Raw genomic sequence first — 15643 nt, 5'->3', positions numbered from 1 at the left:
ATTGTTTTTTAAAACAGCTGTCTCCAAGGATGAGGAAGTTGCAGGATACATGCAACTTCCTCATGTCTGACCGTTGAAAGCGTTGACATATAACGCAGTTAACGCTATACTTGACGCAAATATATCGTTACTGGGATTGTTACTACATCACACGCGTAGGCAAAACCTGAGCACCAAAAAAAGCAGACCGCCACGTCTTGTTTATTTTGTGATGCTCCAGGTTTTTTTTGCATGCCCATAATTGGATATATCTTGGCGACTAGAGAGTGGAACGTGACGGGGGGATTGAAGTGAAAATAGCAAAGGTTATCAACAATAACGTCATTAGCATCTATCAGGCCGACGGGGCAGAGCTTGTGGTGATGGGACGTGGGATTGCCTTTAAGAAGAAGCCGGGAGATAAAGTAGACGAGACCCGCATTCAAAAAGTATTTGCCTTGAAAAACAAACAGACATCCGATAATTTCAAAACGCTTTTGCGTGAAGTTCCGATGGAACTTGTTGAGATTGTGGAGGAAATGATTGCCCATGCGCGTGACAATTTGGGGAGGAAATTGAACGAGAACATCTATGTCTCGCTTACAGATCATATTCATTTTGCCATCGAGCGTTATCATGAGGGAATCGAAATTAAAAATGCCTTGATGTGGGAGATCAAGCAATTGTACAAAGCGGAATTCGGGTTGGGACTTCGCATGCTGGAGCAGATCAATAGTAGGATGAATATCGAGCTACCACCAGATGAAGCGGCTTTTATTGCGCTACATATTGTGAATGCGGAAATGAACGAAGAAGTGATTACGACGATGAATATTACGAAGTTTATCCAGCAGATTATTAATATCGCCAAGTATCATTTCAAAATGGAGTTTGATGAGGAGTCTCTCAGCTACTTCCGTTTTATCACTCATCTGAAGTTTTTCTCCCAGCGAGTGCTTAGTGGGACGCATTATGACAACAATTATGATCATTTTTACGACATGATTAAGGAGAAACATCCCGAAGCAGCAGCATGTGTAGAGAAAATCGCATTGTTTGTCAAAAAAGAATATGATCATGAACTCACCAATGAGGAAAAGTTATATCTTACGGTACACATCGAACGTGTTGTGAACCGTTAACATTTTAATTATTGACATAAATGGGTATATTATAATATTATGTTTGTAACAGGAATTGAATACGATTTAACTGGGATTGTTACTGGTTATGCAGGCAAAACCTAAGTCATGTGTATTTCGGCATTTTATGTCCATTTACGCAAGGCTTAGGTTTTTTGTGTGCAAAAAAATCGGTAAAAAGCCTGTTAGACTAAACGTAGGGGGCATATCATGAGTCAAGAGAAATTGGCTAGAGAGATTGTTGAACGGGTTGGCGGTGAGAAAAACGTACAATCACTGGTACACTGTGCAACTCGGTTGCGGTTTGTATTGAAGGATGACTCCAAGGCTGACAAAGCAGGTTTGGAGAGAACAGAAGGTGTCATTGCCGTTAAGGAGAACGGTGGACAATTCCAGGTTGTCGTGGGGAACAAGGTTCCTGAAGTCTACCAGGCGATTGGTCAAATCAGCAATATTTTGGATGATTCATCGAGTAAAGAAAAAAGCAGCAAAAAGGTTAAAGGGTTAGGCGGTATCATTGACGTCATCTCCAGCATCTTCGCACCGCTCCTTGGTGTAATGGCGGGAGCCGGTATTTTAAAAGGGCTGTTGCTGATTGCCAACAATGTCGGTTGGCTTGAAAAGACAGACACGACCTATATCATTCTGTATGCTGCAGCAGATAGTTTGTTCTACTTCTTGCCGTTGCTGTTAGCGGTTACAACAGCACGTAAGTTCCAAGGTAATGCATTTGTTGCATTGACCATAGCAGGTGCATTGATCTATCCAACGATTATTCAGTTGAAAACGGACGGAACGCCAACAGACTTTTTCGGTATTCCCGTAGTCCTGATGAGTTATGCTTCGACTGTTATTCCTATTATTCTAGCCGTTATTGTGATGAGCAAGCTGGAGAAATTCTTCAACAAGCTTCTTCATGAAAGTCTCAAAAACTTTATTACACCGCTATTTTTGCTTGTTATTATGGTGCCGCTCACACTGCTTGTCTTCGGACCATTCGGTGTATATGTCGGTAACGGCATTGCATCCGCGATGGTGGCTGCATTCGGATTCAGCCCGCTACTTGCCGGAGCGGTAATGGGTGCAAGCTGGCAACTGCTCGTGATCTTCGGTGTACACTGGGGTCTGGTGCCTGTATTTATTAATAACATTGCCGTACACGGTCAGGACGGTGTGAAGCCAGCAGCGACAGCTTCTGTCTTTGCTCAAACGGGTGCAGCATTTGGTGTCATGCTCAAAACAAAAAATAAAAAATTGAAAACACTCGCTGGTTCTTCAACACTTACAGCTCTGTTCGGGATTACAGAACCGGCCATTTACGGTGTAACGTTGCCGCTAAAACGTCCGTTTATTGCAGGGGTTATCGGTGGTGCCGTCGGTGGTGCCATTATCGGTCAGGCAGGTACGCAGGCTTTTGCTTCCGGTGCGCCTGGATTGCTGACTTTACCAATCTTTTACGGACCGGGTGGTCAAGGTTTTCCAGGCTTGATTATGGGTATCGTCGCATCTTTCATTGTTTCCGCAGTATTAACGTATATCATGGGCTTCAAAGACCCTGTCGATGATGAAGAGACAAAGGCAGAATCCGTACCATCCGCTGTAGCAGCGGCTACACCTAGTAAAGATACTTCTTCGAAATCATCTGCTCAGGCTACAGCTACTTCCGATCAAGAGGTATTAAGCCCGATTGAAGGTAAAATTGTTGATTTGGCCGAGGTTCCAGATCCGGCGTTTGCTTCAGGCGCAATGGGTAAAGGGATTGCAATTGAGCCGTCAACAGGACGGGTTGTTGCTCCTTTTGATGGAACGGTAACCGTTGCTTTTAAAAAGAAACATGCGCTTGCTGTTGTTTCGGATTCAGGTGCTGAGATTTTGGTGCATGTAGGTGTGGACACGGTCAAACTTGATGGGCAGCATTTTATCTCTTACATTGAGGAAGGCGACAGAGTGAAGGCAGGTGATCTGCTGCTGGAATTCGATATTGAACAAATTAAAGCGGCTGGTTATCATACCGTAACACCGATTATTGTAACGAATTCGGCAGATTACAATGATGTTCTTCCGCAAGTTACTGGACAAGTAAGCAACAAGGATATGCTTTTGAAAATTGTCGGAACAGAAGCAAGTAAAGCCTAAGTCTAGCTTAACGATACACATTTCGATGATTCACTAATGGAAGAATTGCAATAATTTATCTTCATATTAAACAAACAACCGCTCAAGAAAAATGTAGCGGTTGTTTGTGGTTCGTTCATAATAAATAGTTGGTTAGGGAAGGAAGCTTGCTGTTAACTTGCTTTTACTACATTAGAGTGCATATGACCTGTCAGCCGCGAAGGCGGATATACGATGCGAACTGGAGCAATGATGATTGTGGCGAAGATGGCTTTGATCAGATCTCCGATAATATAAGGGTAGAAACCTTGAATCATCGCATCCGATAACGACATGCTGAATCGATAAGCCAGCCAAGGAACACCTGTAACATAGATTAACAGGGAACCAAACAACTCAATGATGATAAAAGCAAACAAAAATCCTTTAAATCCCCGGATTTGCACTTTGGAGAGGAATAGACCCATGAGCAATGCGGCAAACGGCCACATCATTACGTATCCCCCGGTTGGTCCCAGTAGTACACCAAGACCGCCTGTACCGTGTAATAGAGGGAAACCAAGTCCTGTAAGAACAACGACAAGGGCTATACTGAGAAAGCCATAGAGTGGCCCGAGCAGTCCACCAGCCAACATTACGGCTAAAGTTTGTAATGTGATGGGTACAGGTGAAAAGCCAAGAGGAATGCTTATGTATCCGAAAATAACGAGAATGGCAGCCATAAGTGCACTAAATACAATGCCTCGCAAAGATAATTTCATGTTTGTACAATCCTTTCGATTTTGATAGAATTATTGTTAACCAAATAAATGAATGTGGTTGACGATTAGGATATTATCATATAATTTCAGAATGTGAAAGGACTAATTTCGAAATGCAAGACAAGTTACCTATCATTTCATTGCTAGATGTCCGTGTTCACTACGCTACTGAAGGCGGTGAAGTTAAAAAGGCACTGGACGGTGTCTCGCTTAATCTCAAAGCGGGAGAGTGGTTAAGTATCGTGGGCGCTAATGGCAGTGGGAAAAGCACGTTAGCCGGATTGCTGCTTGGTTTCATTCCCTTATCCGCTGGAGAGCGAAATATGCCTGCAAACCTGACCATTCGAGGTGTGTTACAGCAGCCCAATGCACAGGTGCTGGGAGATACGATTGAAGAAGAATTTCATTTTGCTTTATCGCATTTACATATATCGAGCGAGGAGAAAGCTAGACGTAGACAAGAAGCACTACAGCTTGTGGGACTTCACTATCCGCTGGATATGGTGATTGCCCGTTTGTCCGGTGGACAGAAACAGTTACTTAATATTGCTACAGCCCTTGCGGCTAAGCCGGATGTACTGATTATGGATGAACCTGCAGCGATGCTTGATCCTGATGCGAGAGACCGCATAGAACGTATTGTGCAGTCCGTCACGAGGAACGGTACGGCAGTAATCTGGATTACTCACCATCTGGAGGAAGCGACCTTATGTGATCGGATTATGGCTATGAGTAAGGGGAAATGTATCTATGACGGCATACCGGAATCTTTTTTTTATCCAGAGGCTACAGCTATGGAGACATCATCAGATACGAAGCCGTATGAAAGGCTTGAATCTCCTTGTGAAAAGGTCGGGCTGGAACCGCCTTTCACAGTGAAGACATGCCTGATCTTGAAACAGCGGGGAAGACTGAAGGGTGTTAACCCCCTCCGGCCTGAGCAGCTTGCGAAGGAGGCTGCGCGTTGGTGATTGCACTTAATAATATATACGTGCGAGTTCATGACGAAACGAAACGAACCTTACTTGATCATATTTCGGTAACAATGAACCGTAGTGAAATCACACTGCTTCTGGGCTGCACTGGCTCTGGCAAGACAACGCTACTGCAGACGATAGCTGGTCTTAAGCAGCCGGATTCCGGGGACATTACGCTTGCAGGAGAGCCGATGTGGCATGACGGCAAGGTACCTAAGTCCGTTTTGTTTCAGATGGGACTTGTGTTCCAGTTTCCAGAGCAACAATTGTTTGCCCGAAATATTAAGCGAGAGCTGTTATATTCCCTTCGCCCTTATCGTTTGAGTGAAGCTGAGCAAGAACAGCGGATCGAAGCAACCTTGGCACACTGGGACCCGCATAGAGGAGATGATGCAGAGCGACGTTTTCACTTGGACAGGTCGCCCTTTGCACTTAGTGGTGGAGAAAAGCGTAGATTAGGACTTGCACTTGGTTATGTGACCCAGCCAGACTGGCTTTTGTTAGATGAACCTAGCGCAGGGCTTGAGGCACAGAGTATCAAGTTGCTGCTTGATTCATTGCATGAGCATCGTGTGGAAGGCGGAGGAGCGGTCATTGCGACGCACGACCTGGATACATTCCTGCCGCATGCAGATCGTGTACTTTTATTAAGGGAAGGGCGTTTGGAAGCAGACCTGACGCCGCTGGAACTGCATCAGCAGCCGGAGATATTAGTGCAAGCGGGAATCGGTCTGCCTCCATCCATGCGACTAGCGGCGCAGCTGAGGGAGGCAGGCATACCGATTAGTTCTCAACCCATGACTCCTGAAGAGATGGCAGAATCCATTTTACGATCCGGGATGGAGTTGAAGATGAAGGATGCTTCTCTCAACGCGGAGAGTGGCCATGACACCGTTGCGATGACACAAGAGACATGTACAAGGACATCTGGAACGGTTAATTCCAAAGCAGATGGACGTGGGTCTGTTGTTTCTGCCGTAACAGATTCTTTGTTGAACGGTATTGAAAGTACAGTCCCTTCTTCGAGTTCTTTCAGTTCTTCCAGCCGTCTGAAAAGCATAATGGACCCGCGTCTGAAATGGATATTGTATATGTTGCTTGTTACAGCGGCGATGCTTCAGCATCATTGGGGAGGACTAACGTTAACTCTGATTCCTGTGGCTGGTGCTTTGGCAATCTTGCCTCGTCAGATGCTGATAGGATGTATCAAGTTGATGAAACCACTTGTTTTGTTTTTTGTTCTTTCTACAGCGTTATCGGGCAGTACCCTGACGACAGGAGAAACCGGGATTCAACTGGGCTTTTCCTTGACTCAGGCCGAGGGAACATTACTTAATCTCTACCGCTTGTTCATCGTAACCCTTGCAAGTCTGTGGTTCTCACTTACGACGCCATATGGACGCATGGTTGAAGGACTGAACTGGGTGCTGGCTTACGGGCGAAAAATCAAGCTACCTGTAGCTTCGTTTGCACTGGCTGTATCCTTGGTTTTTAGATTTATTCCAATGATTTGGAGTGAGTGGCAACGGTTCTCACTGATCGTAAGGGCACGCGGAAAAGCGGCTTTGAAGCCAAATACGGTTCGGGTACGAGATTTAGGACCTATGGTTATTCCTCTGATCATGGCGTTGTTCCAGCGCGCTGAGGACATGACCATTGCGATGGAGATGCGCAAGGTGAGAGAAAACGGCGCGCTTGGCGCTCGTTCCTCACTTCTGTCCTGGAGCAGGCGGGATACCTGGATCAGTATCCTTGGACTGCTTGTGTTTGTTGTGCTGGTATCGTTGCGCCATTGGTAAGTGGCGTAGATGAAGGTGCTGATTTCGCTGTCGTATCAGCAGCAGAAACGTAGTGTTTTCCATTGAAAAAATGCATAAAAACTTCACGTTTCGCTCACCTTAAAGGTGCGTTGATCATCTCAAGACGATCAGGAGGGACGAGTGATGGAAGAGAAGTTTTTGCAGGAAGATAGACGAGAATACACAGACGTGTCCACTGTAGAGTCGCAGCGGAATGACATTACGCTTGAAGAATTTCCGGAGGGTCCTTACGGTTCAACCTTGCTGTCTGAGTCGCTTGGGAAGAGCTCTCCGTGGCGAGCAGATCAGAGAACTGCACACCGTTTTGACTATGAGAACCATGAGTTGCACGAGGGTGAAGAACGGGATTATCCGGGTCAGGATGTCTTTGACGAAACGGTGCCAGATGATGTGCACGAACCTCAATACCCGGGTAAAATGTAATAACGTTTTTTGTCCAATTGAAATCCATATACGCAGCCTTCGGCGTGAACGGTTCGTGCGAGGGCTGTTTTTCATTCTGTCTTATTACATCCAATTCAAGCAAATTTAAAAAATGTGTTTACTTCCGTACTGGAATTTTGATATTATAATCGCAATATCAAATGCAACGACGAGACGAGTAGATAAAAATCATTCTTTCATCAGAGAGCTCCGGTAGCTGAAAAGGAGCAAAGAACCTTTTATCGAATAAAGACTCTGAGCAGCACATCGGAATCGGCTTACGCTGAAGGATGGTGTGACAGGCGCTCCTGTTATAGAGCTAGAGTATAAACGAATGAAGACAGCATCTTTCTAAGATGTGATCTGGTCATCCTTCACATACTTGAAGAGGTGAATATGGCGACATATTTGCGAATCTGGGTGGTACCACGAGTGTTCAATCTCGTCCCTGAGACTTTTGTCTTGGGGATGGGATTTTTTGGTTTTTCCGGAGCTGGGATTACACGCTTTGGATGGACCTGAATAGTGTGAATGATAGGGTAATCAAGTTTCAAATATCCCATGTACGATGACAGTAACAGATGATCTAACTTAAATTGAAAGGAAATGATGATTCCATGTCAGCAAAATTAAAAGTCGGTATTGTCGGAGGAACAGGAATGGTAGGTCAACGTTTCGTAGACCTGCTGGATCAACATCCGTGGTTTGAGGTAACAGCGATTTCAGCAAGTGCCAACTCGGCAGGTAAAACGTATGAAGAGTCTGTAAAGGGAAGATGGAAACTAGCGGTTCCAATCCCTGAGCCTGTGAAAAACATTGTGGTGCAAGATGCATCTCAGGTTGAAGCTTTTGCAAGCCAGGTTGATTTTATTTTCTGTGCGGTGGATATGAAAAAGAATGAAATTCAGGCGCTGGAAGAGGCTTATGCCAAAACAGGTACACCTGTCGTGTCCAACAACTCCGCACACCGCTGGACAGCAGACGTGCCCATGGTTATTCCTGAGATTAATCCAGGTCACTTGGCGGTTATTGAAGCTCAGAAAAAACGTCTGGGTACAACGACAGGTTTTATCGCTGTAAAACCAAACTGTTCCATCCAAAGTTATGTGCCGGCTCTACATGCATTGCGTGAGTTTAACCCGACACAGGTTGTAGCTTCCACATATCAAGCGATTTCTGGAGCAGGCAAAAACTTTACGGACTGGCCTGAAATGCTGGATAACGTAATTCCTTACATTGGTGGCGAAGAAGAAAAAAGTGAGCAGGAGCCACTTCGCATCTGGGGTAGTGTAGACAATAATCAGATTGTTAAAGCATCTGCACCATTGATTACAACACAATGCATTCGTGTGCCGGTAACAGACGGACACTTGGCAACGGTTTTTGTGAACTTCGAGAAAAAACCGAGCAAAGATGAAATTCTGGAGCGTTGGTCTCAGTTTAAAGGCCGTCCTCAAGAGCTGGCTCTGCCAAGCGCGCCGAAGCAGTTCATTACGTACTTTGAGGAAGAGAACAGACCGCAGACTCAGCTGGATCGTGATATCGAGCGTGGCATGGGCGTTTCTACAGGCCGTTTGCGTGAAGACTCACTCTATGACTATAAATTTGTTGGGTTGTCCCACAACACACTGCGCGGAGCAGCTGGTGGAGCCGTATTGATTGCTGAACTGCTCAAAGCAGAAGGATATATTCAACCGAAATAAGCGATTTTTTTATATAATGTGAAAAGGCTCTTGAATCTGTCGTCTCCAAGTGACAGTTCAGGAGCCTTTTTTATTCCATTTTCTGCAAGTGAAATCGATATCAAGCTGCTGAGGTTTTATCCGTGTTGCGCAATAGCTGAGAACGTCTGCCGAGTAAGTACCCTGAAAGGGAAGCAAGCATTTGCTGAAATACCATCCCAAGTACGACGGGGACAGCAACGGGCGGCGGAAAATAAGTAACTGCAAGAACGGCACCAGCGCTAATGTTACGCATTCCTCCGTTAAAAACAAGAGCCACTTGATCCGCTTCATTCCAACCTAGCCATCTCGCAATGAAATAACTGAGTGCATAGCCGAAGGATGCCAGAAAAACGATAATTACCGCCAGCCCAGCCAAGCGCCAGTTGAAGTCAGCCAGATAGGGTGCGACAACCGAGCCATTAATGGCAACGACCGAAGCCATAAACAATTTGGATAATGGATTAAGCCGAGGTCCCCATACAGGAACGATCCCACCTTTAGTCCATTCATTCAGGAGCATACCCAGCAGTGAAGGGAAAACAATCATCCAGAATAGGCTGCTCATCATCGCTGCCGTATCCAGTGTGACGCTTGTGCCAACAAGCAGGGATAACACGCCGGGCACAACAAACGGAGCCAGCAAGGTATCAATCAGAATAATCGAAAGCGTAAGCGCAATATTCCCCCTGTAGATGCTTACCCATATAAAACTGCTAATACCCGTCGGAATGACCGCAGCGAGAACAAGTCCTGTGATAGTATAAGCATCGGTTGGAAACACAAGATGACCCATGCCCAGCGCAATAAGAGGCATGGCCAAATGCAAGATCAGAAGGCAAACAAACAGCGGAAAAGGCTTTTTTAAGACATTTACAAAGTCTCGTACGCTCAGACTAATACTGCCCGCGAACGTCATGAAGGCAAATAGCCAAGGCGACAAATACGTGTAAGAAGATAAAAAACTGCCGCATAAAACACCAATGATAATACTAGCGGGGGTAATCAGTGGCATGATGCGGTTCAAGCGTTGATTCAAGGCCTGAAGCATAATGTCGACATCCCTTTATTGTGTGATTCTCCTATTATACATCGGAATGTCCGGCTATGCAGGCTGATTTGCAATGTAGCTTTGTGAACAAGTATCATGAAGTAAGGTACCATCATTCTGAGATGAAGAAAGGAAGATAATCATGCGAAGGCGAAAAAGAAGACACAGGACGATGATCACAGCCATTGTGGCCTCCAGTATGTTGATGCTATCCGCTTGTTCGATTGTAGAGCAAGCCAATCAAAGTTTGAGTTATGTAAGCGGTGCTACGGATTATATTAATCAGGTATCGAGTGCTGGAACCGAGTTACAACAACTTGCAACGGATGCCATCAACAACCCAGATGTAACGGGTCAGATTCAAGAGAAGATTGATCTGATTCAAGCAGAAGCCGCAGAATTTTCGGAGATGAGTGCGCCTGCTATTGGAGAAAACATTCATGAGAATCTGGTTAGTTATAATAATCAGCTGACAGAGGTAATGAACCAATTTGAAACATCCATTGCGGAGCAAGGGATTACCGCAGAGAATTGGGAAAAAACAGGTATTCCGGAATTGATCAACAACATCAACAGCTTGAAGGAACCACTGAGTGGATTACAAACGGAATAATCGGTTTAATTCAAATATAAGAATAATCTTTCCTTCTCCTTAAGGAGCATTTGAACAGGAAAGTTACAGAAGACGGGTGATCTGGAAGGGTTACTCGTCTTTTCTGCATATTTATTTTGAAGAAAGAAAAACTATATGGATCACGACAAAGATCCAAAATGCTGGCCGTGTATCAATCAGGAATACCATGATAGTGATTAATTGTTTGTTGGATAACATGCGGTCTATCGTAATCCCATCGTATGATCGACCCATTTGACAAATGAATGATAGACTAGTATGGTTATTATATAAACGTTTATTTAGTAACTAACATTAGTTCAGTAAATTGAAACCAATTTTATTTAGCAAAGGAGATCTATGTTATGTCCGAACATACGGGAAAAGTCATTGTTATCACAGGTGGAGCAAGCGGGATCGGAAAAGAAACAGCACTGCAACTATCTGCACAGGGAGCAACAATCGTTGTCGCGGATTTTAACGAAGAAGGAGCCAAACAGGTTGCGACCGAGATTGAAGCAACCGGTGGCACAGCCGGAGCTTATAAAGTAGATGTATCCAAAGGTGATGAGATTAAAGCTTTGATTGACTGGACTGTCGAAAAGTATGGAACATTCAACGGAATTTTCAATAACGCTGGGATCGGTCTTGTAAAGCCGTTTCTGGAGATGGACCCGGAATCCTATCACAAAGTTATTGATGTAGACCAACACAGCGTATACTACGGTATGTATTATGGCGCGAAGAAAATGGTTGAATTAAACGTACGGGGCACAATTGTTAATACAGCATCGATCTATGGAAGCGTGGCAGCTGTAGGTAGCTTCAACTACAATGCGGCGAAAGCAGCAGTAGTGATGATGTCCAAATCGGGTGCACTTGAACTGGCCGAGCATGGAATTCGCGTGTTGGGTGTGGCGCCTGGGTTCATCGAAACTCCCATTCTGGGAAATGACAAAGCCATGAAGGATGCATTGGCCACTCAACATATGCGCGGAGAGTTGATCCAGCCGGAAAAAGTAGCAAGTGTGGTGACCTTCCTGTTCAGTGATGCCGCGAATGCAATGAACGGTACAACAGTGGCAGTTGATGATGGCTTCCTGAGTTTCAAAACGAAATAACGGGTTATCTAACTCTAAATCATATTGCATTTAAAATGAACCAAAGGCACAGGATGTAATCATCCTGTGCCTTTTCATGTTCACTCTTGTAATAAATTCATCATACAATAGTGTCGAATCATCCCGAAATTTAGGAGTTCATGATACAATATAAGGGCTGCTCGTTTTATCCATTTGTGGTGTCGTACACAATACGGACTCCGAGTGAGCCATAACTTTCTTCTTTATAGTGACAATGAGTGCAGGTTTTGACTGAGCATAATTCATCATGATGTGTTTGTAATTTTTCGTTACAGCGAGGACATGTATTCACAAAAAGTGCCTTCAACACATTCAACATGCTTAATCACTCATTTCTGATTAAATTACTTGGTTTTAAAGTATTATACCCGAATCCAAGTGTCCTGTATATGTTTTTTGGAATGAAATTTTATCTTTTTTTTGATTTCGTATCTTCGTATTATCTTCATGAAAGGAAGGTTATAGCCGATGGATCTTTTGCTGTTCTTCATCATGTTTATACTGGGTCTAATCGGTTCATTTTTCTCCGGATTGCTTGGCATTGGTGGGGCGATCATCAATTTCCCTCTCCTGCTGTATGTGCCGGAAATGGCAGGGCTCGAACCGTTCACGGCTCATCAGGTGTCAGCCATCAGCATGTTTCAAGTGTTCTTTGCTTCGCTTGCGGGCGTAGTTGCATTTCGCAGAAAAGCAAAAGCAGGCAAAACTAGCGGCGCTGTGATCGATTCCAAACTGGTACTGTACATGGGAAGCAGTATTCTGGTGGGCAGTTTAATTGGTGGTTTTATCTCAGGCATGCTGGCTGAACGTATGATTCATCTGGTTTATGGCATTCTGGCGATCATAGCGATTGTTTTAATGCTCATCCCGAGCAAGGGGCGGCTGGATCTGGACCAACCGTTAACGTTTAATAAAATGATTGCTTCAAGTACTTCGCTTGCTGTGGGGATCGTTTCAGGAATTGTCGGGGCTGGAGGTGCATTCGTACTCATCCCTGTTATGTTGACTGTTCTGAAGATTCCGGTTCGGACAACGATTGCCTCATCCCTTGCGATTGTTTTCATCTCTGCAATAGGAGGGGTTATAGGGAAGTTATCTGCGGGAGACATTCCGGTGGAGCCGATTATTTACACGGTGCTGGGAAGTTTGATTGGTGCTTCGATTGGCTCGAGAGTAAGTTCAATGGTTAATGTGCGGCTACTTCGATATGCGTTGCTTCTTCTGATCGCGATTACTGCGGTTAAAGTATGGTCTTCGATATTCTAATTTAACGCTCTTATCTCTCAGACATTAGCGATTTCGTAACCAAACGGCCGAAGTGCCGTATATAGGATATGAACATGAGCGGACCATGTTTAACTTTAACTGAAGTTGAGGGATCGACCGATGAACAACGTACTTATGAATCAGACGAAAGCCGAGGCTAATGCGGATGAAGCTTATCGTCACGCAGAGCAGAAAGCATCTCAGTATTTTGTGACACTCTCTCAGCAACTGCTGAATAATACTCATATAGATACACTTACGAAAGATTTTAGAATTTGGCAAAAAAAACATATCCATCGTTGGAGCTGGTTATCCTGGTTCGCTGGCAAAAGAAAACCGGATGCCACTGATATTCAGAAATATATGCATTGGCTCAATGCGACAGGCAAGATCGATGATTATCTGGATCGCAGCATCTCATATATCTACATGCGCGATCTGGGGCAGGCGCTGGATAACCCGAAAACAAAAGACAAGATTCAGCGTATCGCTAAGGATACCCAAGCATATTTTATGCGTGTCGCAAGTGAACAACAACGTCAGGCTGACTACATAAGCCCGGCAGCATTATATCGGTGGGGACAGCGAGAACAGATTGAAGAGGCAGTCATCTGGGTGATGGACAAATTAAAACATGTTGCAGCAAACATCCCACCAGAACTCGATGCGGCACAGGCTCAACGTAAACTGATCAAGATTATTCTGGGTGTCGTGCTTCACGTCGATGATGAGCTTACAGAGGACACGCCGCGGGAGGAACGGATCGCAAAGCTTGATGCAGCCATCAGGCTGGGTTATTCCTACGGTTTAACATACCCTTTTGTGGATGATCTTCTCGATTCTCAGGCGCTGACTACACAGGAAAAGGAACAGTATTCGGCGATGATACAACAAGCTCTGCTTACCGGCATTGTGCCTGATCTTGGAGAATGGAAGGGACCTCAGCTTGAAGTGATTCGGTATGTACACTCCGAGCTTCGAGAGGCCTTTGAATATATTCGGAACTATCAACATGAAGAGATGCGACACACTTTTTTTGAACAGTCTTATGTGTTCTTTCAATCGCAGGAGATCGATCGTGGCAAGAAGTTATCCAATGCGCATTATACGAATGAAGAGCTGTACATTCCGATCATTATCAAGTCGGCGTCGTCGCGATTGATTGTTCGTTCTGTTCTGAGCGCACCGGAAGATGAAGGGTTTGATCTGCGCACCTTCCATTACGGGATTTATAATCAACTTGCGGATGATTTTGCGGATATGTTCGATGATATGCAGGACGAGGCCGTGACACCTTACACGTATTATTTGAAATATCGTGACCTGCGTCCGGATTTGATTAACCCGTATGAGCTGTACTGGGCAGTCATCTCGTTTTTAATCCATGATGTCTACCATTCCAATGCCAAGGCGAGGGAAGTTATACTGGATCGTGCGATTAACGGGCTGAAGCGTTGCAGAGAGCGGCTCGGTCAGGCGAAGTATGACGAGGTCATGACGATCTTTGCTTCAGCCCAACCGGGACTTAATCAAGTAGTACAACAAATGGTGCGAAAAGCAGATGACGTGGACTTTCTGGATAAATTGTTACGGGATCAGGTTGTTTCGCAGCTCAGTAATGATAAACAAGAGAAAGAGTCGTTCCAGCAGACGATCCGAACGGTACGTGAGCAGATCAATGTAGAACTGCAGATTAACAAAGCTACTGAAGAGCTCGAAATGAAGGGGAAGCTGATGGACGCGGCTAACTACAGTCTGCAAGGGGATGGCAAACGTCTGCGTCCGATCCTGACTTGGGTCATGGGTGTTCAGGAGTACGGGCTTAGCGAGTCGGCAATCATGCCGTTGTTACGCTCCATGGAATATATGCATACCGCTTCACTCATCTTTGATGATCTGCCCACACAGGATAATGCCGAGATAAGACGTGGACGTTCTACGCTTCATCAGTTGCATAATAGCGCGACGGCAGAACTCACAGGACTATTCCTGATTCAGCGAGCGATTCGTGAGCAGTCTTCATTGAACCGATTTGATGCGCAAACGGTGCTGAAGCTGATTCAATATTCGGCTATAAAAGCAGAAGATATGTGTATGGGTCAGGCGATGGATCTTGATTCGAAAGGGAAGCTGCTCTCGCTGGAGGAGCTAAACACGATTTGTTTTTACAAAACAGGCATTGCCTTTGAGGCGGCGCTGGTTATGCCAGCGATTTTGGCAGAAGTAAAAGATGAGGAGATTGACGCGCTAAAAGCGTTTGCGTATCATGCAGGCATTGCTTTTCAGATCAGGGACGACTTGCTGGACTATGGAGGAGATCAACAAACCCTTGGCAAACCTGCTGGTCAGGATGAGCGAAATAACAATTCAACCTTTGTATCCATTCTGGGAGAGACAGGTGCTCAAAAAGCGATGTGGGAGCATTACTGTCTTGCTACGGATGCATTACGTCAAATGCCTAAACCGATTCCATTTTTAAAACATCTGCTGGATTATCTCGTCGGCCGTGAACGGTAAGGCTAATATGGACGCAACAGATGTAGATGACTTGCATGATCTTCTTAATGGAAATTACAACGAATTACCGTACTTATAACTGCTATTCGATGTATATTAAAGGAAACCCTCACCCG

12 protein-coding genes and 1 other annotated feature are annotated in these 15643 nt (G+C 45.0%); of the genes, 10 read left to right on the top strand and 2 right to left on the bottom strand.

Annotation, left to right across the window (positions count from 1 at the left end; all coding sequences use genetic code 11):
* Positions 1-290 precede the first annotated feature (290 nt).
* Both licT and J2T16_RS04730 read left to right on the top strand, forming a co-directional pair.
* Positions 291-1121: a BglG family transcription antiterminator LicT gene (licT, locus tag J2T16_RS04735; protein WP_090924027.1), complete on the top strand. Its 831-nt coding sequence runs from the start codon at positions 291-293 to the stop codon at positions 1119-1121.
* Positions 1122-1331: 210 nt separating this feature from the next.
* Complete coding sequence (locus tag J2T16_RS04730) at positions 1332-3257, top strand: beta-glucoside-specific PTS transporter subunit IIABC (RefSeq protein WP_336122600.1); 1926 nt, start codon at positions 1332-1334, stop codon at positions 3255-3257.
* Positions 3258-3409: 152 nt separating this feature from the next.
* Here the strand turns inward: J2T16_RS04730 and J2T16_RS04725 are convergent, their stop codons facing one another.
* Positions 3410-3997, bottom strand: a complete 588-nt coding sequence (locus J2T16_RS04725; RefSeq protein WP_221788598.1) for a biotin transporter BioY — start codon at positions 3995-3997, stop codon at positions 3410-3412.
* 113 nt (positions 3998-4110) lie between these two features.
* On the opposite strand from J2T16_RS04725, the gene J2T16_RS04720 reads away from it, so the two are divergent.
* From J2T16_RS04720 to asd, 4 genes are all read left to right on the top strand, one after another.
* The gene (locus J2T16_RS04720; RefSeq protein WP_336122601.1) at positions 4111-4968 is read left to right on the top strand and encodes an energy-coupling factor ABC transporter ATP-binding protein; all 858 of its coding nucleotides are present in this window, start codon (positions 4111-4113) and stop codon (positions 4966-4968) included.
* Positions 4965-6773: an ATP-binding cassette domain-containing protein gene (locus J2T16_RS04715; RefSeq protein WP_499017900.1), complete on the top strand. Its 1809-nt coding sequence runs from the start codon at positions 4965-4967 to the stop codon at positions 6771-6773. Before J2T16_RS04720 ends, J2T16_RS04715 begins: the two co-directional genes overlap by 4 nt.
* A 144-nt stretch (positions 6774-6917) precedes the next feature.
* A complete protein-coding gene (locus tag J2T16_RS04710; protein ID WP_154958700.1) occupies positions 6918-7217 on the top strand; it encodes a hypothetical protein in 300 nt (99 codons plus the stop codon).
* Between the two features lie 157 nt (positions 7218-7374).
* Positions 7375-7670, top strand: a binding site (T-box leader).
* Positions 7671-7834: 164 nt separating this feature from the next.
* Positions 7835-8920 (top strand): aspartate-semialdehyde dehydrogenase, encoded by a 1086-nt coding sequence (asd, locus tag J2T16_RS04705; RefSeq protein WP_221788604.1) that lies wholly within the window; start codon positions 7835-7837, stop codon positions 8918-8920.
* Between the two features lie 100 nt (positions 8921-9020).
* Here the strand turns inward: asd and J2T16_RS04700 are convergent, their stop codons facing one another.
* The gene (locus tag J2T16_RS04700) at positions 9021-9989 is read right to left on the bottom strand and encodes a bile acid:sodium symporter family protein (protein ID WP_221788606.1); all 969 of its coding nucleotides are present in this window, start codon (positions 9987-9989) and stop codon (positions 9021-9023) included.
* Positions 9990-10161: 172 nt separating this feature from the next.
* Here J2T16_RS04700 and J2T16_RS04695 point away from each other — a divergent pair, with 172 nt between their 5' ends.
* The 4 genes from J2T16_RS04695 to J2T16_RS04680 all read left to right on the top strand — a co-directional run bounded on the left by J2T16_RS04695 (position 10162) and on the right by J2T16_RS04680 (position 15527).
* Positions 10162-10602: a DUF6376 family protein gene (locus J2T16_RS04695; protein ID WP_090924035.1), complete on the top strand. Its 441-nt coding sequence runs from the start codon at positions 10162-10164 to the stop codon at positions 10600-10602.
* A gap of 365 nt (positions 10603-10967) precedes the next feature.
* Entirely contained in the window at positions 10968-11723 is a 756-nt protein-coding gene (locus J2T16_RS04690) for an SDR family NAD(P)-dependent oxidoreductase (protein WP_154889381.1), read from the top strand.
* A gap of 489 nt (positions 11724-12212) precedes the next feature.
* Positions 12213-13010 (top strand): sulfite exporter TauE/SafE family protein, encoded by a 798-nt coding sequence (locus J2T16_RS04685; RefSeq protein ID WP_154984141.1) that lies wholly within the window; start codon positions 12213-12215, stop codon positions 13008-13010.
* A 120-nt stretch (positions 13011-13130) separates the two neighbouring features.
* Positions 13131-15527 (top strand): polyprenyl synthetase family protein, encoded by a 2397-nt coding sequence (locus tag J2T16_RS04680; protein WP_418792752.1) that lies wholly within the window; start codon positions 13131-13133, stop codon positions 15525-15527.
* The last annotated feature ends 116 nt before the right edge of the window (positions 15528-15643 follow it).

Origin of the sequence: Paenibacillus intestini (assembly GCF_030803945.1) — a bacterium.
In the GTDB taxonomy this organism is placed as follows: domain Bacteria; phylum Bacillota; class Bacilli; order Paenibacillales; family Paenibacillaceae; genus Paenibacillus; species Paenibacillus polysaccharolyticus.
The sequence above is the reverse complement of the archived record's forward strand: the minus strand, read 5'-3'. Positions and strand labels throughout refer to the sequence as shown.